This window comes from Vagococcus acidifermentans (assembly GCF_003987655.1).
GTDB classification, from domain to species: domain Bacteria; phylum Bacillota; class Bacilli; order Lactobacillales; family Vagococcaceae; genus Vagococcus_B; species Vagococcus_B acidifermentans.
Map to the genome: position 1 here is coordinate 146914 of NZ_NGKC01000001.1, position 22119 is coordinate 169032.

The 22119-nt window shown below is 49.2% G+C and carries 20 protein-coding genes and 1 pseudogene; 17 read left to right on the forward strand and 4 right to left on the reverse strand.

Going from position 1 to position 22119, the window contains the following annotated elements; all coding sequences use genetic code 11:
• Positions 1–18 precede the first annotated feature (18 nt).
• From pgsA to msrB, 11 genes and pseudogenes are all read left to right on the forward strand, one after another.
• A complete protein-coding gene (pgsA, locus tag CBF27_RS00775) occupies positions 19–597 on the forward strand; it encodes a CDP-diacylglycerol--glycerol-3-phosphate 3-phosphatidyltransferase (protein ID WP_126811402.1) in 579 nt (192 codons plus the stop codon).
• A 120-nt stretch (positions 598–717) separates the two neighbouring features.
• Positions 718–1968, forward strand: a complete 1251-nt coding sequence (locus CBF27_RS00780) for a competence/damage-inducible protein A (protein ID WP_126811404.1) — start codon at positions 718–720, stop codon at positions 1966–1968.
• A gap of 92 nt (positions 1969–2060) precedes the next feature.
• Positions 2061–3107, forward strand: a complete 1047-nt coding sequence (gene recA / locus CBF27_RS00785; RefSeq protein WP_126811406.1) for a recombinase RecA — start codon at positions 2061–2063, stop codon at positions 3105–3107.
• A 584-nt stretch (positions 3108–3691) separates the two neighbouring features.
• Complete coding sequence (rny, locus tag CBF27_RS00790; RefSeq protein ID WP_126811408.1) at positions 3692–5248, forward strand: ribonuclease Y; 1557 nt, start codon at positions 3692–3694, stop codon at positions 5246–5248.
• 116 nt (positions 5249–5364) lie between these two features.
• Positions 5365–6330: a Gfo/Idh/MocA family protein gene (locus tag CBF27_RS00795; RefSeq protein ID WP_126811410.1), complete on the forward strand. Its 966-nt coding sequence runs from the start codon at positions 5365–5367 to the stop codon at positions 6328–6330.
• Positions 6331–6468: 138 nt separating this feature from the next.
• Positions 6469–7269, forward strand: a complete 801-nt coding sequence (locus CBF27_RS00800; RefSeq protein WP_126811412.1) for a TIGR00282 family metallophosphoesterase — start codon at positions 6469–6471, stop codon at positions 7267–7269.
• A 9-nt stretch (positions 7270–7278) separates the two neighbouring features.
• Entirely contained in the window at positions 7279–7671 is a 393-nt protein-coding gene (locus tag CBF27_RS00805) for a YlbF family regulator (RefSeq protein WP_126811414.1), read from the forward strand.
• 7 nt (positions 7672–7678) lie between these two features.
• Positions 7679–10252 carry a DNA mismatch repair protein MutS gene (gene mutS, locus CBF27_RS00810; protein ID WP_126811416.1) on the forward strand — a complete coding sequence of 858 codons (2574 nt, stop codon included), beginning with the start codon at positions 7679–7681 and terminating at the stop codon, positions 10250–10252.
• A 19-nt stretch (positions 10253–10271) separates the two neighbouring features.
• Positions 10272–12182, forward strand: a complete 1911-nt coding sequence (mutL, locus tag CBF27_RS00815) for a DNA mismatch repair endonuclease MutL (protein ID WP_126811418.1) — start codon at positions 10272–10274, stop codon at positions 12180–12182.
• Between the two features lie 17 nt (positions 12183–12199).
• A pseudogene (locus CBF27_RS00820) lies at positions 12200–12730 on the forward strand (Maf family protein); the annotation flags it as partial.
• Between the two features lie 39 nt (positions 12731–12769).
• Positions 12770–13210 (forward strand): peptide-methionine (R)-S-oxide reductase MsrB, encoded by a 441-nt coding sequence (msrB, locus tag CBF27_RS14250; RefSeq protein WP_126811926.1) that lies wholly within the window; start codon positions 12770–12772, stop codon positions 13208–13210.
• 48 nt (positions 13211–13258) lie between these two features.
• Here the strand turns inward: msrB and CBF27_RS00830 are convergent, their stop codons facing one another.
• Positions 13259–13888, reverse strand: a complete 630-nt coding sequence (locus CBF27_RS00830) for an NAD(P)-dependent oxidoreductase (protein ID WP_126811420.1) — start codon at positions 13886–13888, stop codon at positions 13259–13261.
• Between the two features lie 214 nt (positions 13889–14102).
• Between CBF27_RS00830 and CBF27_RS00835 the strand changes: the two genes are divergently transcribed.
• From CBF27_RS00835 to CBF27_RS14320, 5 genes are all read left to right on the forward strand, one after another.
• On the forward strand, positions 14103–15476 hold the full coding sequence (locus CBF27_RS00835; RefSeq protein WP_126811422.1) for a glycoside hydrolase family 1 protein: 1374 nt from the start codon (positions 14103–14105) through the stop codon (positions 15474–15476).
• A 91-nt stretch (positions 15477–15567) separates the two neighbouring features.
• A complete protein-coding gene (ruvA, locus tag CBF27_RS00840) occupies positions 15568–16182 on the forward strand; it encodes a Holliday junction branch migration protein RuvA (protein WP_126811424.1) in 615 nt (204 codons plus the stop codon).
• A gap of 10 nt (positions 16183–16192) precedes the next feature.
• Complete coding sequence (ruvB, locus tag CBF27_RS00845; protein WP_126811427.1) at positions 16193–17218, forward strand: Holliday junction branch migration DNA helicase RuvB; 1026 nt, start codon at positions 16193–16195, stop codon at positions 17216–17218.
• A gap of 334 nt (positions 17219–17552) precedes the next feature.
• Positions 17553–17639: a putative holin-like toxin gene (locus CBF27_RS14315; protein WP_281273637.1), complete on the forward strand. Its 87-nt coding sequence runs from the start codon at positions 17553–17555 to the stop codon at positions 17637–17639.
• Positions 17640–18012: 373 nt separating this feature from the next.
• Complete coding sequence (locus CBF27_RS14320) at positions 18013–18099, forward strand: putative holin-like toxin (RefSeq protein ID WP_281273638.1); 87 nt, start codon at positions 18013–18015, stop codon at positions 18097–18099.
• Positions 18100–18423: 324 nt separating this feature from the next.
• Here CBF27_RS14320 and CBF27_RS00850 read toward each other — a convergent pair whose 3' ends face one another.
• From CBF27_RS00850 to CBF27_RS00860, 3 genes are read right to left on the reverse strand one after another with little or no spacing between them, the layout of a single operon-like run.
• Positions 18424–19665 carry an ABC transporter permease gene (locus CBF27_RS00850; protein WP_126811429.1) on the reverse strand — a complete coding sequence of 414 codons (1242 nt, stop codon included), beginning with the start codon at positions 19663–19665 and terminating at the stop codon, positions 18424–18426.
• Positions 19662–20372: an ABC transporter ATP-binding protein gene (locus CBF27_RS00855; protein ID WP_245985888.1), complete on the reverse strand. Its 711-nt coding sequence runs from the start codon at positions 20370–20372 to the stop codon at positions 19662–19664. Before CBF27_RS00855 ends, CBF27_RS00850 begins: the two co-directional genes overlap by 4 nt.
• Before the next feature lie 11 nt (positions 20373–20383).
• Positions 20384–21550, reverse strand: a complete 1167-nt coding sequence (locus tag CBF27_RS00860) for an efflux RND transporter periplasmic adaptor subunit (protein WP_126811431.1) — start codon at positions 21548–21550, stop codon at positions 20384–20386.
• Positions 21551–21783: 233 nt separating this feature from the next.
• On the opposite strand from CBF27_RS00860, the gene CBF27_RS00865 reads away from it, so the two are divergent.
• Positions 21784–22110, forward strand: coding sequence for a hypothetical protein (locus CBF27_RS00865; RefSeq protein WP_126811433.1), 327 nt, complete (start codon positions 21784–21786; stop codon positions 22108–22110).
• Positions 22111–22119: the final 9 nt, after the last annotated feature.

Genomic DNA, 22119 nt, shown 5'->3' on the forward strand with positions numbered 1-22119 from the left:
ACGAAAGGGGAATATCAGGTGAATCTACCAAACAAACTGACTGTTATCCGAATCATCATGATTCCGGTATTTATGATTGTGGCGCTAATGCCGGTCGACATGGGGGCTATTCAGGCGGGCTGGACGGCAGTGCCTGTCACACAACTGCTGGCGGCGGTTATCTTTGCCGTAGCTAGTGTTACCGACTGGCTGGACGGAAAAATCGCCCGCAAACACGGACTTGTCACTAATTTCGGCAAGTTTGCAGACCCGCTGGCTGATAAAATGCTGGTCATGACGGCATTTATTGTGCTGGTCGGCCAGGGCAAGGCGCCATCATGGGTCGTTGCCATTATTGTGTGCCGCGAGCTGGCAGTTACCGGCTTGCGCCTCTTGCTGGTGGAAGGCGGAGAAGTCATGGCGGCAGCCTGGCCCGGAAAAGTCAAAACAGCAACGCAAATGGTGGCAATCATTTTACTGCTCATCAACAACGTGCCGTTTAATCTTATCGGCTTGCCGGCGGACCAGATTTTTCTCTATGCCTGTCTGATTTTTACCATCTATTCCGGTGTGGATTATTTTGCTAAAAATCTTGATGTGTTTAAAGGCTCTATGTAACTGAATAACGGATGACATAGCGTCAAGCTGCTCTTATTGAGCAGCTTTGTTTATTTTGACGGGAATGGTAAAATAATAGGAGCCAAACAGCGTATACTAAAGAATGAAGAGGGTTGAACCATGAAAGCAGAAATTATCGCGGTAGGAACAGAAATTTTACTTGGACAAATCACGAATACCAACGCCACATTTTTATCCGAACAGCTGGCTTCTCTAGGTATTGACGTGTATTTTCACGCCGTTGTCGGAGATAATCAGCAGCGGCTGGAGGCGATGCTGTCCATTGCCGATACGCGCAGCGACATCATCGTGCTGTGCGGCGGGCTGGGGCCGACAGAGGATGACTTGACGAAAGAAGCGGTGGCCAATCATGTTGGCGAGAACCTCGTAGAAGATGCACCCGCCATGGAACAGGTGCTGCAATATCACGTCGTCTCGCAGCGCCCGATGGCGGAAAACAACCGCAAGCAGGGCATGATTATTGAACACGGCATCCCGATGCCCAACCCTGCCGGTCTGGCTGTCGGCTGTTTTTATCAGTCTGCCGACAAGACGTATATTTTACTGCCAGGACCACCGGCAGAACTCAAGGCGATGTTTCTCCAAGAAACGGCGCCGCTGTTACAGAGCCATTTCCCAGTGTCGGAAATGCTTACGTCCCGGGTCATGCGGTTCATCGGCATCGGCGAATCCCAGCTGGTCACGGACATCGCCGATATTTTAAACGAACAGACCAACCCGACAGTCGCTCCTTATGCCAAAACCAGCGAGGTGACCTTGCGCTTGACTGCCAAATCGGAAAACGGCACGACAGCGGCGGTACTGCTGGACGAGGTGGAAGAGCGGATCATGCGGCGCGTGGGCCAGTATTTTTACGGCTACGGCGAGGAAAACACGATTGAAAATGAAGTCGTTTCATTGCTGCAGGCCCATCAGCGGTCGGTGACTTGCGCAGAGAGTCTGACGGCCGGTCTGTGCCAGAGCACGCTTGCAAAGGTGCCTGGTGTCTCGAACGTTTTCAAAGGCGGGTTTGTTACGTACAGCGCCGAAACCAAACAGCAATTTTTAGGGATTCCCGCCGAGCTGATTGCTGAATACGGCACGGTCAGCCCCGAATGCGCGGAAGCCATGGCAGTGTATGCGCGGAACAAGTTAAAAACAGACTATGCACTGGCATTTACCGGCGTAGCAGGACCGGACGAGCTGGAAGGCCAGCCCGCCGGTACAGTCTGGATCGGCATTGCCGGTCCCAGCGGCAGCTATGCCCGGCGGATGATAGCCAGCCGCGACCGCGAGTATATTCGCATCAGCGCAGTCAAGTACGGATTAAATTTCCTCCGGCAGCAGCTGCTGATTGACCACCAAAAATAAAACGAATGTTTGTTCGCTTTTTTTCTTGCTTTTTGACAAAAAAAAACGTATGATGGATGGAGCAACAACTGATGGACTAGGAGGATTTTTTAATGAGTGATAATCGGAAACAGGCGCTGGAAGCAGCGTTAAAGAAAATAGAAAAAGATTTCGGCAAAGGTTCAGTCATGAAATTGGGCGAAAAAGTGGACACACAGATTTCCACTGTTTCCAGCGGTTCGCTGGCGCTTGACGTGGCGCTTGGTGTAGGCGGCTATCCCCGCGGACGGATCATCGAGGTCTACGGACCGGAAAGTTCCGGTAAAACCACGGTAGCCCTGCACGCCATCGCTTCTGTGCAAAAAGAAGGCGGCATTGCCGCGTTTATTGACGCGGAGCATGCGCTGGATCCGAAGTACGCCCAAAGTTTGGGTGTCAATATTGATGAACTGCTGCTGTCTCAGCCGGACACCGGCGAGCAGGGGCTGAATATTGCCGAGGCACTGGTCTCCAGCGGGGCCATCGACATCGTTGTCGTCGACTCGGTAGCGGCACTGGTTCCCCGCGCGGAAATTGAAGGCGAAATGGGCGATGCGCACGTCGGTTTGCAGGCGCGGCTCATGTCCCAGGCATTGCGGAAACTGTCGGGAACCATCAACAAGACCAAAACAATTGCCCTCTTTATCAATCAGATTCGGGAAAAAGTCGGCGTCATGTTCGGCAACCCGGAAACAACACCGGGCGGCCGCGCGCTGAAATTTTATGCCACGATCCGACTAGAAGTCCGCCGTGCGGAACAATTAAAAGCCGGGACAGACATCGTCGGCAACCGGACGAAAATCAAAGTGGTCAAAAACAAAGTGGCGCCGCCATTTAAAATCGCCGAAGTGGATATTATGTACGGTTTGGGGATTTCTCAGGAAGGCGAGCTGCTTGACATGGCGGCTGAAAAAGACATCGTCAATAAAAGCGGTTCATGGTACTCTTATAAAGAGGAACGGATCGGTCAAGGCCGTGAGAATGCCAAGGCATTTTTGGCAGCCAATCCTGATTTGATGCAGGAAATCTATGAGCGGGTGCGCCAAGCTTACGGAATCGGCGATGACATTCCGGCAGACAGCGGAGAAGCCGCCGGCGAACTGCCGCTGGATTTGGATTAACAAACAAGCTAACTAAGGAAAGACCTGTCAGCAATCAAAAAGCGGCAGGTCTCTTTGTGTGCCAAAGGCAATTTTGTTCCTTCAAACAAACACTGCAACGCTATAACAATCACTGTTACAGGAAATAAAAAGCCGGCAAGTGCGAAGCGTGAGTCAAGGTGCCTGCTGGCAACCTTGATATTGCGATGATATAACGTGGGGAAAACAAACCGGCCGCCAAGCTGCCGGACGGACTTGTCTGAGAGGGGAAAAACCTTTTCAAGTAATGCGTTATAACGGATTGCTTGACGCGTCTTTTTAAAAATGTGCTGATGAGTGAAAGACAGCAGCCGCTGTCAGACTGATTTACTTTAAGTTGTCGGATTAGTTGCCGGCAGCTTATTTTTTTAGGTGATGATGTTCAGTTTGTTTGATAGTCTTTCTGTGATTCTTGTGATTATTAAGTTGACACACTAAACTTCAAAGATTAGAATGGTAAATGTATAGTTACTTATATACACACATGATTCTTTAAGATGTACTGAATGTCCAATTCAACTATCTGAAATATCATAAAAAAGCAAAATCGTATGGAGGTGGAGTCAATGAACGTATGGGTACTCCTCTCTATCATCGGTTTAATTGTCGGTCTGGCAGGAGGCTATTTTTTTGCAAAATCTCGTCATGAGAAGTCGATAGATGGCGCGAACAATACAGCTGCGGGCATTATTGAACATGCCAAAAAAGAAGCTGAAACCTTAAAAAAGGAAATCTTGTTAGAGGGTAAAGAAGAGAATCAAAAGTATCGTCTGGAAATCGAAAGTGAGCTGAAAGAACAGAAAGCAGAAATTAAAAATCAGGAAAACCGCTTAGTTCAAAGAGAGAGTAATCTTGATCGTAAAGATGATGCTCTGGAAAAACGCGACCGATTGCTCGATGAACGGGAAGATAAAATTGATTCTAAAAAGCAATTAATTGATGAGCGAGAGAAAAAAGTATCAGAATTGATTGAAAAACAGAAAGAAGAGCTGGAGCGAATTGCTGCACTCACTCAGGAACAAGCCAAAGACATTATCATGCAGGAAACGGAGCAGGAGCTGACGCATGAACTTGCCGTGATGGTGAAGGAAAGCGAACAGCGTACCAAGGAAGAGGCAGACCGCAAAGCGAAAAATATTTTATCGCTGGCGATGCAGCGTTCCGCCGCAGACCAAGTGTCAGAGGCAACAGTGACAGTGGTCAGCTTGCCGAATGATGAAATGAAGGGCCGGATTATCGGGCGCGAAGGCCGGAATATCCGGACACTGGAAACATTGACCGGGATTGACTTGATTATTGATGACACGCCTGAAGCAGTGGTCCTGTCAGGATTTGACCCGATTCGCCGTGAAATTGCGCGGATGAGTTTGGAGAAACTGATTCAAGACGGCCGTATTCATCCGGCGAGGATTGAAGAAACGGTTGAAAAAGCACGCAAGGAAATGGATGAACGCATTCGTGAATACGGCGAGTCTGCCGCATTTGAAGTAGGTGTCCATTCGCTGCACCCGGATTTAATCAAAATCTTGGGCCGCCTGCGTTTCAGAACTAGTTACGGTCAAAATGTCTTGCATCACTCGATTGAGGTGGCCAAGCTGGCCGGCGCACTGGCCGGAGAGCTGGGCGAAGATGTGAGTTTGGCAAAACGTGCCGGACTGCTGCATGACATAGGGAAAGCGCTGGATCATGAAGTGGAAGGTTCCCACGTGGAAATCGGGACGGAAATCGTTTCGAAATACAAAGAAAATGCTGTTGTCGTCAATGCAGTAGCGTCTCACCACGGCGATGTGGAGGCAACGTCGGTGATTGCGGTACTGGTAGCGGCGGCAGATGCGCTGTCGGCAGCCAGACCGGGTGCCAGAAGCGAATCGCTTGAAAACTACATCCGCCGTCTGGAACGTCTGGAGCATATTGCCAATGACTTCCCTGGTGTGGACACCAGCTTTGCTATTCAGGCAGGCCGAGAAATCCGCGTGCTGGTCAAGCCGGAAGAAGTTTCTGATGACGAGGCTGTACTGCTCGTCCGCAAAGTGCGGAAACGCATCGAAGAGGAATTGGAATACCCGGGACATATCAAGGTGACTGTCTTGCGGGAAGTCCGGGCAGTTGATTATGCGAAATAAAAGGTTGATGCCTTGTGAGTCAATCAAACAGAAAGCACTGATAGTTTTGCGACTATCGGTGCTTTTTCCGAATCACGAGGTGGTAATAATGAATCAGGATAAGGGAGGATTAAGCCATGAAAAAAATCAGGTACGGTATCTTGAGCACCGCGCAAATCGTGCCGCGCTTTGTCGCGGGAATCAGGGAAAGTGCAGCGGGAGAGGTGGCAGCTATTGCCTCAAGGACACTGGAAAAAGCACAGCGGATGGCTGATGAGCTGGCGATACCGACGGCTTACGGCAGCTATGAGGAGCTGTGTCAAGCACCGGATGTCGACATTGTGTATGTGGCAACGTACAACCGGGGGCACTATGAAGCGGCTAAACTGGCTTTGATGCATCACAAGCATGTGCTGCTGGAAAAGCCGTTCACGCTGAAAACCTCGGAGGCCGCCGAGCTGTTTGCCATCGCCGAAGCGAACGGGCTGTTTTTGATGGAAGCGCAAAAAGCTGTTTTTCTGCCGGTGACAGCAGATGTCAAGCAGGCGATTCAAGACGGAAAAATCGGTGACGTCACATGGCTGCAGTCGGTGACGGCTTATCCGTCGATTGACCATGTGACGTGGTTCCATTCGCTTGAGGCGGGCGGCGGCGCGCTGCACGGGGCGGGGAGCTACCCGCTGCAGTACATGCAGCATATTCTCGGCACAGCCATCAGCGATTACAGCGGCAGCGCTGCGATTGCTGCCGGCGAGTCGGACACACAGTGCAATCTCGCTTTAAAGCTGGGCAGTCAGACGCTGGCCAATATTTTCATCACTGTGCTGCTGGACTTGCCGAGAAAAATGGTTGTGCACGGGACAAAAGGGAGTATTGTCATCCCTGAATTTTGGAAGGCGCAAGAAGCGGTGATTCATTATCGGGACGGTTCGCAGGAAACCATCACCGGGTCATTCGACAGCGAGTTTGTTTTTGAAGTCAATCATGTCAACGAATGTCTGTTGAACGGTTTGACAGTTAGTCCGGTGATGACTCCGGAGCTGACGCTGGCAACAGTCGAGCTGGTGGAAACATTGTACCGTCAGTGGACAGCCGCAGTTTAACATCAGCTAAACAAGACAACAGCCCTTTGTTTGACGGCTGTTGTCTTTGTTTTCGCACTGAGGCATAAGGATTTCTTTCATTTGAACGAAAAAATTGTTAAAATAGTAAAAGCAGCTATTAGAAAAGAGGACGTGTGCATGCGTATTTTATTTATCGGGGATGTTGTCGGTTCGTTGGGCAGGGAGACAGTCTCAGCCTATTTGCCAAGATTAAAGAAGTTTTACAAACCTCAGGTGACGATTTTAAATGGGGAAAATGCCGCTTCCGGCAGAGGCATCACAGAAAAAATTTACAAAACTTTTTTGCAAGACGGTGTGGATGTGGTGACGCTGGGAAATCACGCGTGGGACAATCCGCAGATTTTTGATTTCATAGAGAGTGCCAACAAGATGATTCGTCCGGCCAATTTCCCGGAGAAAACAACGCCGGGAAAAGGCATGGTCTATATCACGGTCAACCAGCAGGAACTGGCGGTCATCAATTTGCAAGCCCGCAGTTTTATGACGGCGCTTGATGATCCGTTTGAAAAGGCTGAGCAACTGGTCGCTGAAGCACAGAAACGCACACGGCATATTTTTCTGGATTTTCATGGTGAAACGACCAGCGAGAAACAAGCACTGAGTTGGTTTCTTGACGGCAAAGTGTCTGCTGTGGTCGGGACCCACACCCACGTACAGACAAATGACGGGCGTATTTTGCCAAAAGGCACGGCTTATCTGACGGATGTCGGGATGACCGGCCCGTATGACAGTATTTTAGGCATGAAGCGCGAGGCGGTCATTGAAAAATTCAGGACAGCTCTGCCCCACCGTTTTGAAGTTGTGGCAAAGGGACGGGCTATGCTGTCTTACTGTGTGATTGATTTGGACGATGCAACTGGACGGGCGACGGCAATCAATGCGCAGGTGATTACCCCGGAGCACCCGCTTAAGGATTGAGGAAACGGTATGGACAGAGATTATAAGTATGAACCGAAAGTGGCTGAAAAGTTGGAGCTGGTGATTCGCCAGCTGACAGAAAATGAAGTCATCCAAGAGTATCAAAAACTGGAACAGCAAATCGGCAGCCATCAGGGATTAAAAGAGTTGGTGGAAGCAATCAAACGTCATCAAAAGGATGCGGTGCAGTTCGCCCACTACGGCAAGCCGAATGCGGAACAGGAAGCACTGCGTCAAGCGGACGAACTGACCAGCCAATTCGACAACCATCCGCTGGTGATGGCGTACCGCGACAGTCTGATAGAGGCCAATGATCTGCTGCAGCACGTCACCAAATTGCTGGAACAGCGGGTCAATCAGGGATTAGCAGACCAGTCGACGATTATAGAAGACAAGGAGTGATGGCCGCGTGCCACAGAAAACACAGAACACTCCGATGATGGAGCAGTATTTAACGATTAAAGCGCAATATCAGGACGCGTTTTTATTTTATAGATTAGGCGATTTTTATGAGATGTTTTATGAAGACGCAGTGAAAGGCTCGCAGATTCTTGAATTGACGCTGACCAGCCGCAACCGGAATGCGGACGAGCCGATTCCGATGTGCGGTATTCCGCATCACGCGGCGCAAGGCTATATTGATACGCTGATCGAAAAGGGCTATAAAGTAGCAATTTGCGAGCAGGTAGAGGACCCGAAAACCACAAAAGGCATGGTCAAGCGGGAAGTCGTTCAGCTCGTCACCCCCGGGACCGCCATGGCCAGCCGGGACGTTGACGCCAAAGAAAACAACTACCTGACAGCGCTAGTCTACGATGCCGCAGTGCGGTCGTACGGCTTTGCCTACGCCGATTTAAGTACCGGCGAATTGAAGACGGCGCTCTTAGCGGATGATGAGAGTGTTTTGAATGAATGCAGCAGCTTGCAGACGCGGGAAATCGTGCTGGGCTCGGAGATTTCCGACGACTTGCGTGAGAATTTGGAGAAACGGTTGAATATTTTGTTTTCTTATCAGGAGGAAACAGCCGTCAACGCCGAGTTGAGTTTTTTAACCAGCGAGATTCAGCAGCCGCTGCTGACGGCAGTGCTGCAAAAACTGCTGACCTATTTGAGCGTGACGCAAAAGCGCAGTCTCGGGCATATTCAAAAAGCAGTCGTGTACGAACCGGCGCATTTTTTGAAAATGGATTATTATTCAAAATTCAATCTGGAACTCTCCCAGTCAATCCGCACCGGGCAGAAAAAAGGAACGCTTTTATGGCTGCTGGATGAAACAGACACGGCGATGGGCGGCCGCTTGTTGAAACAGTGGCTGGACCGTCCTTTGATTCGGGAGAGCGCCATCGCAGAGCGCCAAAATATGGTGGAAAGTCTGCTCAACGCTTATTTCGAACGGATGGACTTGAAAGACAGTTTGGCCAAAGTCTATGATTTGGAACGGCTGGCCGGACGGGTCGCATTCGGTAATGTGAACGGCCGCGACCTGCTGCAATTGAAAGTATCGCTGCAGCAAGTGCCGACGATTCGGTCAATCATCGAAGGCATCAATCAAGGTGAATGGCAGACGCTGCTCCTTGATTTGGACCCGGCGGAAGATGTGGTGACCTTGATTGAGCAGGCGATTGATGAGGATGCACCTTTGACCATTACCGAGGGAAACATCATCAAAAACGGCTATCATCCGCAGCTGGATGCCTACCGCGATGCCATGAGCAACGGCAAACAATGGCTGGCGGAGTTGGAGGCCAAAGAACGTGAAGCAACCGGCATCAAAACGCTGAAAGTCAAATTCAACCGGGTCTTCGGCTACTTTATCGAGATTACCAAGAGCAACCTCGGTGCACTGCCAAAGGACCGCTATGAACGCAAGCAGACGCTGGCAAATGCGGAGCGGTTCATCACACCGGAATTGAAAGAAATGGAAACACGCATTCTGGAAGCGGAAGAAAAATCCCAGGAGCTTGAGTACACGCTGTTTCTGGAAGTACGTGAACAAATCAAACAGGCGATTCAGCGCCTGCAAAAACTGGCGCGGGCGATTGCCGCCATTGATGTGCTGCAAAGTTTTGCGACCGTCAGCGAGTCTTATCAATACGTCCGCCCGCAAATGACATCAGGCAGCCACGAACTGCATCTGGTTGAAGGCCGCCATCCTGTAGTGGAAAAAGTGATGGGGCATCAGGCTTACGTGCCTAACAGCGTGCACATGGACAGCACCACGACGATTTTACTGATTACCGGGCCGAATATGTCAGGGAAGAGTACTTATATGAGACAACTGGCGCTGACTGTCATCATGGCTCAGATGGGTTGTTTTGTCCCGGCGGAATCGGCTGAACTGCCGATTTTCGACCAAATCTTTACCCGCATCGGCGCCTCGGACGATTTGATTTCCGGTCAGAGCACGTTCATGGTGGAGATGATGGAAGCCAATCAGGCACTGCGCCATGCCACACCGAACAGCTTGATTTTGTTTGACGAAATCGGCCGGGGGACCGCCACGTATGACGGGATGGCGCTGGCACAAGGCATCATTGAATATATCCACCAGCATGTCAGGGCGAAGACCTTGTTTTCCACGCACTATCATGAAATCACAGTACTGGATGAGACGCTGGCGGGGTTGAAAAACATCCACGTCGGCGCCGTCGAAAAAAACGGTGAAGTGGTTTTCCTGCACAAGATGATGGACGGCGCGGCAGATAAAAGCTACGGCATCCATGTCGCCAAACTGGCAGGCCTGCCGCTGCCGCTTCTGGAGCGCGCCTCTTCCATTTTGGCGTCGCTGGAAGCCGGCGGCAGCCATACTGCCGCAGTTAAAGCGCCTGAAGTAGAAGAGGAAGCTGATGTGCAGCTGAGTTTGTTCAGCGAAGTCAGCACTGAAGAGCTGAACGTGGTGGAAACGGTCAAGCGGCTGAATCTCCTTGAGATGACACCAATGGATGCACTGAATACATTGTACGACCTGCAAAAACGCATTTAACCAAACGGGAGGTGAGCGTGTGGGAAAAATCCAAGAGCTGACAGAAACACTGGCCAATCAAATTGCGGCCGGCGAAGTTGTGGAACGGCCGGCATCTGTGGTCAAAGAACTGGTGGAAAACGCAATTGATGCCGGCAGCACGCAAATCGATATTTTTCTGGAAGAAGCCGGACTGAGAAAAATCCAAGTGACAGATAATGGCGAAGGGATTGCACCGGATGATGCGCTGAATGCTTTTAAACGCCACGCCACGAGCAAAATCCATACACGGGATGACCTGTTCCGCATCAGGTCGCTGGGCTTTAGAGGCGAGGCGCTGCCGAGTATCGCATCGGTTTCCGAATTGACGCTGGAAACATCCACCGGCACAGGGGAAGGTGCATTTGTTTATTTAGTCGGCGGTCAGGTGAAGGAGCACCGCCCGCATTCACTGCGGAAGGGTACCAAAATCACCGTCGAAAATCTCTTTTTCAATACACCTGCCCGACTGAAATATGTCAAAACCTTGCAGACAGAGCTGGCTAATATCGGCGACATCGTCAACCGGCTGGCCATGAGTCATCCCGACATCGCGTTTCGGCTGGTTCATGACGGCAACAAAATGGTGACGACGCTTGGAAATGACGACGTGAAACAAGCCATCGCCGGCGTCTACGGTGTCGGCACTGCCAAAAAGATGATACCAATCGCAAAAGATGATTTGGATTTCTCCTTGTCGGGCTATATTTCTCTGCCGGAGCTGACACGGGCGAGCCGCAACTATTTGTCGATGATTATCAACGGCCGTTATATCAAAAATTTTGTTTTGAATAAAGCCGTCGTGGAAGGTTATGGTTCCAAACTGATGGTGGGGCGCTTTCCGATTGCTGTGCTGCAAATCACCATGGACCCGCTGCTCGTGGATGTCAATGTTCACCCTACGAAGCAGGAAGTCCGGCTGAGCAAAGAGAAAGAACTGGTGGCGCTGATCAGCAGTGCCATCCGCGAGGCGCTGTCCCAGCAGCAGCTGATTCCGAGCGGGGCAGACAGCGTGTCTTTCAAGAAAAAAGTCGAGCAGTCACCTGCCGCGACGGAACAGCTCAGGATGCCTCTAGGTGTCGAACCGCCGCGCAAACCGTCCTATCCCAATCAGGCATTCAAGCAGTCAGGCTTGGCTTACGATGCTAAAGCAGGCAACTTCTACGTCAAAGAGCCGGCTGAAACAGCTGAAAAAGCGTCAGACCAGTTCAACGTAGCGGAGGCCGCTGCCGAACCGGTTGCGGTGCCGCCGCTTGATAAGACGGAGGCCGCTGAGGCACCGTCTGTTTCGGCGACCGAAGCAGAGTCTGCTGCAAGCAGGGACTTTCCGGAGCTGGAATATTTCGGGCAGATGCACGGGACGTATTTGTTTGCCCAGAGTCAGGCGGGACTCTACATCGTTGACCAGCACGCGGCTCAAGAACGGATAAAGTATGAGTATTATAGAAAAAAAATCGGTGATGTGGGCACTGATCTGCAGGAGCTGCTTGTGCCGATTGTACTGGATTACCCGGGGGACGATGCTCTGAAAATCAGAGCACACAAAGACATACTGGAGACAGTCGGGATTTTTCTGGAAGATTTCGGTCAGAACAGTTTTGTCGTTCGGACCCATCCTGTCTGGTACCCGCCGGGTGAGGAGGAACAAGTCATCCGCGATATGATTGATGAATTTTTGATGAACGGCAAAGTCAATGTCGCAGATTTCCGCGAGGCGACAGCTATCATGATGAGCTGTAAAAAATCAATCAAGGCCAATCACTATTTGGATGACCAGCAGGCGCGCACGCTGCTGAATGATTTGGCACAGTGCGAGAACCCGTACAACTGTCCGCACGGGCGGCCAGTCTTGATTCACTTTACCAACACGGACATGGAAAAACTGTTCAAACGGATACAAGACCCTCACTAAAAGATTGGAGTGACCAGATGATTATTTTAGCCTCCCAGTCCCCCAGAAGAAAAGAACTGCTGCGCTACCTCACGCCTGATTTCAAAGTCGTGCCGGCTGATGTGGACGAAACAGTCGCGGAGGACTTGACGCCGACCGCTTATGTCATGTTGATGGCGGAAAGGAAGGCGGAGAAAGTCGCCGCGGACTATCCTGATGACCTGATCATCGCCTGCGACACCATCGTCGTGCACCGCGGGCAGATTTTCGGCAAGCCACGCTCGCAAGACGAGGCGTTTGCCATGTTGCAGGCACTTAGCGGCGACACCCATGACGTGTGTACCGCCGTTGTACTGCAAAAAGGCACACATAAACTGACGCATCTGTCACCCGTTTCAGTCACGTTTTATGATCTGACGTCGGACGAAATCACCGGCTATTTGGCGACCGGTGACTATCAGGACAAGGCCGGAGCCTATGGTATCCAAGGTCTGGCAGGGAAATTTGTCAAAGAAATCAAGGGGGATTTTTACAGCGTGGTCGGTTTTCCCTTTGGGGCGGTCAATCAGATGCTGAAAACATTCACCTCAACACAAAGGAGTGAGTCCATGTATCAAAAACCATCAGATAAAGAATTGCGCAAACGACTGTCTGAGGAGTCGTATCACGTGACGCAGGAAAGCGGGACGGAGCGTCCGTTCAGCAGCAGTTACGATACGTTGTTCGAAGAAGGGATTTACGTGGACATCGTCAGCGGGGAACCGTTGTTTTCCTCTCAGGACAAGTACGATGCCGGCTGCGGCTGGCCGTCTTTCACACAGCCGATTGCCCGGCGCGTGTTGCAGGAAAAAGTAGATACATCCCACGGCATGCACCGGACAGAAGTCAGAAGCACTCAGGCAGATTCGCATCTGGGTCATGTGTTTCCAGACGGGCCGGAAGAAGCCGGCGGTCTGCGCTACTGTATCAACGGAGCAGCCTTGCGATTCATCCCTGTGTCAAAGATGGCAGAGGAAGGATACGCCGACTGGCTGGCGTTGTTTGATTAAAAAAGCTGTCTCTCACAATCGAGAGACAGCTTTTTTGTTTTCCGTTGGTTACCAGCGCACGCTGATTCGCTGATTCGGGTATTTTTTGGCGATGATTTCGTCCACCATGGCTATGGCAAAGTCATCATAACTGAGTTTGCTGTTGCCGTCAGCATCGAAGGTCAGCTCTTCGCCGGCGATTACATAAGAGCCGGTTCTTGGCAGTTTAGGACTGAATTCTCGTGCCGGACTGAGATAGGTCCAGTCAACGCCGGTCGATTGTCTTATCAAATCCAGTGATTTTGACATTTCCGTTCCCAATGGGTAGAAACTTTTCGGAAAATCAGGGGTTTCTCTCAGCTGCATGCTGTGTGAGGCATCCATATAGAGACTTGACGCTCCGCCGACAACTAACAAACGTACACCCGTACCGTTTAAAATAGACAGCAGATGTTTGGTGGACGGAGAAAATTCAGTGACGCTGTCGCCCCAAAAACCAAGTGCATTGACCAACACATCAAACGGCTGGATGTCATCAGTAGTCAGCTCATAAACATCTCTGACCAGCACCGCTGTATCTTCCGGTGCTTTGCTGGCATCTCTGACAATAGCAGTGACGTCTAATCCGCGCTTTTTGGCTTCCATTAAAATTTTTCCGCCGACTTTTCCGCTGGCTCCTAACACTGCGACTTTTTCCATGGTTAAATACCCCCTGTAAAATAAAGTGATGGTTTATGAACACGTTAATCATATATCTTTTTGCTATGAATGACAAAAAATTAGTTTGAATCTCTGTCAATACAGTTTTTCTTTGGTTCTGTTCAGTTTTCCTGTATAATGTATATACACAAAATCAGTTTTTTTGTTTACCATACTAATGAGATGAAAAAAGACCAATGAAAGGACGACAAACATGATTCAATTTCCAGAAAATTTCTTGTGGGGGTCGGCAGCCTCCGCGCCACAAACGGAAGGACACGGTTCCTCAAATGGCAAAAGCCCTTCGACATGGGACAAGTGGTTTGCCATGAATCCTGAAAAATTCAATCAGCATCAGGGACCTGAACATACATCAAATGTGTACGAGTTGTATGAAGAAGACATTGCGCGCATGCAGGCAATCGGTATGAACTCGTACCGTACATCCATCGCCTGGACCAGACTGTTGCCCGACGGCAAAACAGTCAATGAAGAGGCGGTGGCATTTTACCGGGATTATTTTCAGAAGATGAAGGCAGCCGGTGTTGAGCCGATCATCAATTTGTTCCACTTTGATATGCCGTGGTGGCTGATGGAAAAAGGCGGCTGGGAGGCACGGGAGTCGGTGACTGCGTTCAGTTTCTATGCCAAGACGGCTTTCGAGCTGTTCGGCGACATCGTCAGCACCTGGGCGACGTTTAATGAACCGCTGGTCCATATTGAGTGCGGCTATCTCTACGAATTCCATTACCCGGCCATCGTCGATTTCAAAAAAGCGGTGCAAGTCGGCTATCACACGTTGATGGCGCATGTTCACGCAGTGAAGGCTTTCCGCGAGTCTGGTGTCGACGGGAAAATAGGGATTATTTTAAATGTGACACCAGCCTATGCACGCAGTGATGAGCCGCGTGATTTGGAGGCGAAAGAAAAAGCCGATTTGCTGAATACGAAAAGTTTTCTGGACCCGTGTGTGCTGGGGACGATTCCTGACGAGCTGACGGCACTTCTGAAAGATAATGACTTGCTGCCGGAAACAGCTGAGGGCGACAAAGACCTGATACGCGAATATACCGTCGATTTTATCGGTATGAACTATTATCAGCCCAAACGCGTGCAGGCACCGGTGAATCCTAAGACACCGGCAGCTATGCCTGAAGATTTCTATGCGCCTTATGACTGGCCAGAAAAGAAGATGAACCCTTACCGCGGCTGGGAAATTTACCCGCAAGCTCTTTATGATGTCGCGATGATGATGAAACAGGATTACCGCAACATCCCGTGGTTTGTTTCTGAAAACGGCATGGGCGTAGCTGAGGAAGAGCGGTTCATGGACGAAGACGGCATGATTCAGGATGACTACCGCATCGAATTTATGCAGGATCACCTGACGGAGCTGCACAAAGGGATTCAAGAGGGCAGCAACTGTTTTGGTTATCACACTTGGACATTTGTCGACTGCTGGTCATGGCTGAACGGCTACCGCAACCGCTACGGTTTTTACCGTGTGGATCTTGAGGACAACTATGCCCGTTCATTGAAGAAGAGCGGGTTGTGGTACAAAGAACTCAGCCGCAACAACGGTTTCTAACGATAAAAAAAGGCAGGTCGCTGTTTTGTGACTCTGCCTTTTTTATGGTACAATAGGGAACAAGTGTACGACAAAGTTGGAGGTATCAGGTGTGTACGAGTATATTAAAGGCAACATCACATTTATCAGTCCTTATTACATAGTGCTGGAAGCATACGGCATCGGCTACCAAATTGCGGTGGCCAATCCATTCAGCTATTCGCCGTTTTATCACAAAGAAACACAAGTCTACGTGTATCAGGTGATCCGCGATGACGCTCATCTGCTGTACGGGTTTGCCACGCTGGAAGAAAAGCAGCTGTTTCTAAAACTGATCAGCGTGTCCGGCATCGGCCCGAAAAGTGCGCTGGCGATTATGGCGCTGGAGGACCACGGCGGGCTGGTTTATGCAATTGAAACAGAGGACGCCGCATATCTGACCAAGTTTCCCGGTGTCGGGAAAAAGACCGCCCAGCAGATGATTCTGGACTTGCAAGGGAAACTGGATGAGCTGGCCATGACGCCGTCAGCAGCTGAGCAGCTGTCACAGGACACGGCGGGACAACCAGCGGCCAATGATGTGCTGGCTGAAGCGCTGGAAGCTTTGCGTGCGCTGGGGTACAGCGAGCGGGAAGTCAAACGGATTACAAAGTCGTTGGAACAATCCGATGCAGCGACCACAGACGGCTATCTGCGTCAAGGATTGAAACTGTTGATGAAAAAATAGGGGATAGCGTATGACACATTCAGAAGAAAGATTAGTATCAGGGGAGTCCTTTGACAATGAGGAGATTGTTGAAAAGTCCCTGCGTCCGCAGCGGCTGTCGCAGTATATCGGGCAGGACAAGGTGAAGCGCGAACTGACCATTTACATCGAGGCAGCAAAACAGCGGCAGGAAGCGCTCGACCATGTCCTGCTGTACGGACCGCCGGGATTAGGTAAAACGACACTGGCGATGGTCATCTCCAATGAATTGGACGTGAATATCCGGACGACCAGCGGACCAGCCATCGAGCGGCCGGGCGATTTGGTGGCGATTTTAAATGAGCTGGAGGGCGGCGATGTCCTGTTCATTGACGAAATCCACCGTCTGCCGCGCATCGCCGAGGAGATGCTGTATTCAGCGATGGAGGATTTTTACGTAGACATCATGATTGGCCAGGGACCGACAGCGCACCCCGTTCATTTTCCGCTGCCGCCGTTCACACTGGTCGGTGCGACCACCAGAGCCGGCATGCTGTCGGCGCCGCTGAGGGATAGGTTCGGCATCATTTCCCACATGGAATATTATACGGACGCTGATTTGAAAGAAATCGTCCTGCGGTCAGCGGATATTTTCAAGACGGAAATTTTGGACACCGGGGCTTTTGAGATTGCCCGGCGTTCCCGCGGCACGCCGCGAATTGCCAACCGGCTGTTAAAACGTGTCCGTGATTTTGCACAAGTCGAAGGCAACGGCGTGGTGACGACAGAAATTGCCGATAAAGCGCTGGATTTGCTGCAAGTGGACCATGAAGGACTGGACTACGTTGACCAGAAAATTTTGCGGACGATGATCGAGATGTATCAGGGCGGTCCTGTGGGTCTTGGGACATTGGCTGTAAATATCAGCGAGGAAACGGAAACAGTGGAGGACATGTATGAGCCGTATCTGATTCAAAAAGGCTTTATCCAACGGACCCAGCGCGGCCGGATAGCCACACCCATGGCTTATGAACATCTGGGATATCCTCGTCCAGATGCTGAAGGCAGATTGTTTTAATAATTTTTGGAAAAACACTCGCAATAAAATCGCCGAGTGTTTTTTTATTTGCTTGCGCTAACTATACAGCGAAGTTGCTACATCAGAATGGAGTAAAAAAAACAGCAGCCTTCTTGTGCCAGTCTGTTTTAATTATTCGGTACTGTTGTTTTGAAGTAAACTAATTATGCAAAGGGCGCTATTTTTAATATTGTCGCTGCATCCCGGTGATGCCGGTACAGGTTGAGAGAATGATATATTATGCTTTGTAGAAAAGTGAAAAGATGGTGGCTAATCTTTTGATAATGGGGATGATGCCTATGGTTAAAAGCGTTTTTCCCGGAAAGGACTAAGCGTGTCTGTTTTTGAAGCATTGTCACTGATGATTGCATTTGCAACGTTGGTGCTGCTGCTAAACGGTGATAAAAACCGAAAAAAATAACCATCTAATCGCTTTAGCCGAGTAATAGATGGTTAAACATTTATTTAAAGCTACCGTCTTTTTAACGGTTCTACACAAGGGAGATATGTTGTCGCATATCTCTCTTTTCGTGCGTATTGTACTATTTTTTTTCTAGTTTGACAAGCCAGTGCCGCATCTGTTATTCGTATATTCCGATACTAGTGCAGCAAGTCGGTCAAGGATGATGCAAAGGGCGCTATTTTTAATATTGTCGCTGCATCCCGGTGATGCCGGTACAGGTTGAGAGAATGATATACTATGCTTTGTAGAAAAGTGAAAAGATGGTGGCTAATCTTTTGATAATAGGGATGATGCCTATGGTTAAAAGCGTTTTTCCCGGAAAGGACTAAGCGTGTCTGTTTTTGAAGCATTGTCACTGATGGTTGCATTTGCAACGTTGGTGCTGCTGTTAAACAACGATAAAAACCGAAAAAAATAACCATCTAACACTTTGGCGGTAGTAGATGGTTAAAACCTATTTATAAAAGCCACCGTCTTTTTAACGGTTCTACACAAGGGAGATATGTTGTCGCATATCTCTCTTTTCGTGCTTATTGTACTATTTTTTTGCAGGCATGGCAAGCTTACGCCATTTATTTTTAAGTCTGCAGCTTTCCAGTGTTCTCTGTCCGCAATTATCACTGATGACGGCTTTATCCGAAATGTTTTTCATTCGGCAGCCGTCCTTGGCCTAGCCACTCTGAAAAAAAAGTATGGATGAAAGAAATGTCATCCATACTTTTTGTTTAAACTTGTTTTTCTGTTAATTGTAAATCGCTTTAATCGGGTCCATCCGCGAGGCGCTGATTGCCGGGATGATGCCGAAAAAGACACCCGTCAGAATGGAGACCCCTGCTGAAATCAGGAATATCTGCGTCGTGATGACCGGAATGATACCGATAAAGCCACCTGCCAGTGACGACAGTCCATAGCCGACAGCCACCCCGATCAGGCCGCCGACCAACGTGATGAAGGCTGCTTCCAACAGGAACTGCATCAAAATGATTTTAGGCTTGGCACCGATTGCCCGGCGGATACCGATTTCGCGTTTCCGCTCGGTGACCGAGACATACATGATGTTCATGACGCCGATACCGCCGACTAGAAGGGAGATGGCCGTGATAGCCATCAGAAACATGGTCATGCCGCCGATAGCTTCTTCCATCTGTTGTTTTTCCTGCTCAGCCATGTCATTTTCAGCGAAAACACCTTTGACGTCTGTGTGATTTTCCTGCATGATTTGAATGGCCTGACCCAAGACATCGTGTTTGTCGGCCCCTTCTTCCAGTTTGAAGTTGATGCCTTTGATGGCCTGTGTCTGCGACAGTTCATTGTAGGAACTGCGGGAGACGAAACTGCTGTTGACCGTATTCCAGTCCAGTTCCATTGCTTCCGTCTGGCTCAAGTCTTCATATTTGAAAGGTGCGAGAATGCCGATGACCTTGTACATATAGCCGTTAATCGAAACGGCCTTGTCCAGCAGTTCTTCCGGATTCTCATACTGAGTGTCGTAGTCAAACAGGCTGTGGTTCAAAATGATGACATTTTTACCTGCGTCCCTGTCCGAAAAATCTCGGCCGCACAGCAACTCTTTTGGTTTGCCGTCGTTCGGGACGATTTGCAGATAGGATGAAATATTGAAATATTCCATGTTGACATCCAAATTGTCGCCGCCGTAATAATTGCCGTACTCCGGATAGATAGCTTTGACCCCTTCGATACCTTGGACTTTTTTCATGTCCACTCTGGAAAAATTGAAATCGGGTTCTTCATAATACATGACGCCACTGTCGCTGTCTTCCGTCTGCATAGTATAGTGCAGTTTGACGACGTCAGTGTTCAAGGCACTGGTGGACGACAGGATTTGCCGTTTCATTCCCTCTCCCAGCGTGGAGATGGTGACGACAGAGGCAATCCCGATAATAATCCCGATCATCGTGAGGAAGACCCGGAGCTTGTGGGCTTTCAAGCTTAGAAATGTACTGACTAGCAGATTGCTTATCATAACGCCGCCCCCTTTTCAAGAAAGCTGCCGTCCTTCATGCGGATAACGCGAGTTGCATAGCGGGTCAAATCTTCGTCGTGGGTCACCATGACGATGGTTTTTCCCTGCTGGTTCAGCTCCTGCAGCATGTTCATAATGTCTGTCCCCGTCTCGCTGTCCAGCGCGCCGGTCGGTTCATCTGCCATGATTAACAAGGGATCGTTGACCAGTGCCCGGGCAATCGCCACACGCTGCTGCTGACCGCCGGAAAGTTCCGTCACTTTTGATTTGGCTTTGCTTTCCAGACCGACCAGCGTCAAGTATTTTTGAGCGATGTCGTTTTGCTCTTTGGTATTTTTTTTGCGTTCATAGATACACGGCAGTTTTACATTTTGAATGACGTTCAATGACTTGATAAGGAAAAACTGCTGGAAAATAAACCCGAAAAACTCGTTGCGAAACTCGGACTTTTTATTTTCGGACAGCTGCGAGACGTCCTGTTCGTTGAAAATGTAGGAGCCGTCTGATACCCGGTCGAGAAAACCGATGATATTCATCAAAGTGGTTTTCCCGCTGCCTGATTTTCCCATAATCATGATGAACTCGCCTTTATGAATCGTCAAGTTAAGGTTTTTCAAAACATGTAACTTGTCTTTTCCCACAGGGAAGTATTTGTTGATGTCTTTCAGCTCAACTAAGGGCTGTTTTTCTTGTATTGCTGTTTCCAAACCGTCGCCCCCTATTTGCTTTCCTTTTCATCAGCCGGCTCTTCAGCACCCTCGGACCCTTCCAGAATATCGCCTTCTTTGAGTTCTTTTTTAGATGAAACGATGATTCTGTCAGCCGACTCCAGTCCTGATGTGACCACGATTTTATCACCCTTGACCTCGCCGGTTTGAATATCCCGGCGAATCACAGAGCCGAAGTCATTGACCAGAACATATTTTTTGTCACCGTCTTCTTTGACAGCGGCCGCCGGTATTTCATTCGGTTTGTCATCATCCAGATTGATGGTCGCCTGGACATGGTAGCCGTTTTTGATATTGTCTGTCGAATCCAGTGTCAGTTTCACCGCATAATTGGACATGGAGCCGCCTGAACCTTCAGAAGGAGTCGCTGCTTCTGCTGCGCCGGCTTCAATCGGGTTGTTGTCGATGTACGAGATTTTTCCTTTGACCGTCTGACCATTTGAGATGACGGTGATTTCAGCTGGTTTATCAACTGCGATTTTCGGCAAATCTTTTTCATTGACCTTGCCTGATACGTAAAAACCGTCAGAAGTCAGTGTCAAGATTGGTGTGTTTTCTTCTTTTACCTCAGGAATCAAGACCCTGCCTTTGAATTTTGCCGTTGTGGAAATAAATTGGCTCGTTGAAAGGTCATTGACCTGGTCAGTTAAATATTGATTTTCTTCTGCAATCGCATCAATTTGCGATTGATACTGGTCGTCAAGCTCGGCTGAGGCGCTGACTGTGCGCTGTTCTCCCGGCAAGCTGTTGAAATTATCGATTGCTTTCTGCCATTTGGCCCGCACGTTTTCTGTTTTCGTATAGTTGCGGGACAACTGGTTGTTCAAATCTTCCATCTGCTTGGTGACTTCTTTATCTTCATATACGTAAAGAACAGTGCCTTTATCCACCACTTCGCCGTTTTTCACTTTGATTTCCGGGTCTCCGGAAAACTTGTTGTCTTTTGCGAAAGACTCCATCTGATTCGGCTGTATGACACCGTTGATATAGACCTGCTCCACATCAGGCACTTCGAAATACTCGATGCCGTATATTTCTTCGGCTGAAAGCGCCGTTTCTGGCTGTGTCCCTTTCCCTCCAAAAATATTAATAGCGATAAAAACAACAATCGCTACTGTGACGATGCCGCCAATAATAAACCATTTCTTTTTCGTCATATGCAACCCATCTCCTTGTATGTTAAACGCTTTTTTATCAGTGTATCATAATTAACGTTTATATTTAATAAGACTTTAGCCCTAACAAGCAAATTGTTACTTTGTAAGAGTCGGTTTTTTTCTATAAAGAGAGGAATCTATTGACGGGATAATAGTAAAAAAGTTGTTAAAAAGGTATAATGAAGAGGAAGATGATGTCGTTTGCCTGTCATGACGGAACGGAGGGGATTCTGATGTCATTTATTGAAAAGATACGCCAAAGGCATCGCGACCGTCAACAAAGAAAAAAAGAAGCGTTGCAGAAGAAAAATGAAAAATTGCGCAGCGAAGGAAAAGATCCGGCTGCGGGTTGGGGAAAAATGGTGGACACTGGTGGAGGCGGGATGAACAAAGCAATCATCAGTCAAGGCAAGGGAATCGTTGATTTGACAGGCCAAAACCTTGAAAATGCCAATTACTTTTCTGAGGAACAGAAACGGCTGGCCCGGGAACTCGAAAGAAAAAGACTGCATGACAACCAGCAAAAGTTAGAAGAAGACAAGTCAAAGAAGAACCGCTGAGCGTATTCA

Coding starts and splice junctions, on each gene's coding strand:
- CBF27_RS00800 (WP_126811412.1), top strand. CDS start 6,469: ATGCGTATTTTATTTATCGGGGATGTTGTCGGTTCGTTGGGCAGGGAG.
- CBF27_RS00865 (WP_126811433.1), top strand. CDS start 21,784: ATGTCATTTATTGAAAAGATACGCCAAAGGCATCGCGACCGTCAACAA.
- CBF27_RS00795 (WP_126811410.1), top strand. CDS start 5,365: ATGAAAAAAATCAGGTACGGTATCTTGAGCACCGCGCAAATCGTGCCG.
- recA (WP_126811406.1), top strand. CDS start 2,061: ATGAGTGATAATCGGAAACAGGCGCTGGAAGCAGCGTTAAAGAAAATA.
- CBF27_RS00805 (WP_126811414.1), top strand. CDS start 7,279: ATGGACAGAGATTATAAGTATGAACCGAAAGTGGCTGAAAAGTTGGAG.
- rny (WP_126811408.1), top strand. CDS start 3,692: ATGAACGTATGGGTACTCCTCTCTATCATCGGTTTAATTGTCGGTCTG.
- ruvB (WP_126811427.1), top strand. CDS start 16,193: ATGACACATTCAGAAGAAAGATTAGTATCAGGGGAGTCCTTTGACAAT.
- CBF27_RS00860 (WP_126811431.1), bottom strand. CDS start 21,550: ATGACGAAAAAGAAATGGTTTATTATTGGCGGCATCGTCACAGTAGCG.
- CBF27_RS00850 (WP_126811429.1), bottom strand. CDS start 19,665: ATGATAAGCAATCTGCTAGTCAGTACATTTCTAAGCTTGAAAGCCCAC.
- CBF27_RS00830 (WP_126811420.1), bottom strand. CDS start 13,888: ATGGAAAAAGTCGCAGTGTTAGGAGCCAGCGGAAAAGTCGGCGGAAAA.
- CBF27_RS00780 (WP_126811404.1), top strand. CDS start 718: ATGAAAGCAGAAATTATCGCGGTAGGAACAGAAATTTTACTTGGACAA.
- CBF27_RS00835 (WP_126811422.1), top strand. CDS start 14,103: ATGATTCAATTTCCAGAAAATTTCTTGTGGGGGTCGGCAGCCTCCGCG.
- msrB (WP_126811926.1), top strand. CDS start 12,770: ATGTATCAAAAACCATCAGATAAAGAATTGCGCAAACGACTGTCTGAG.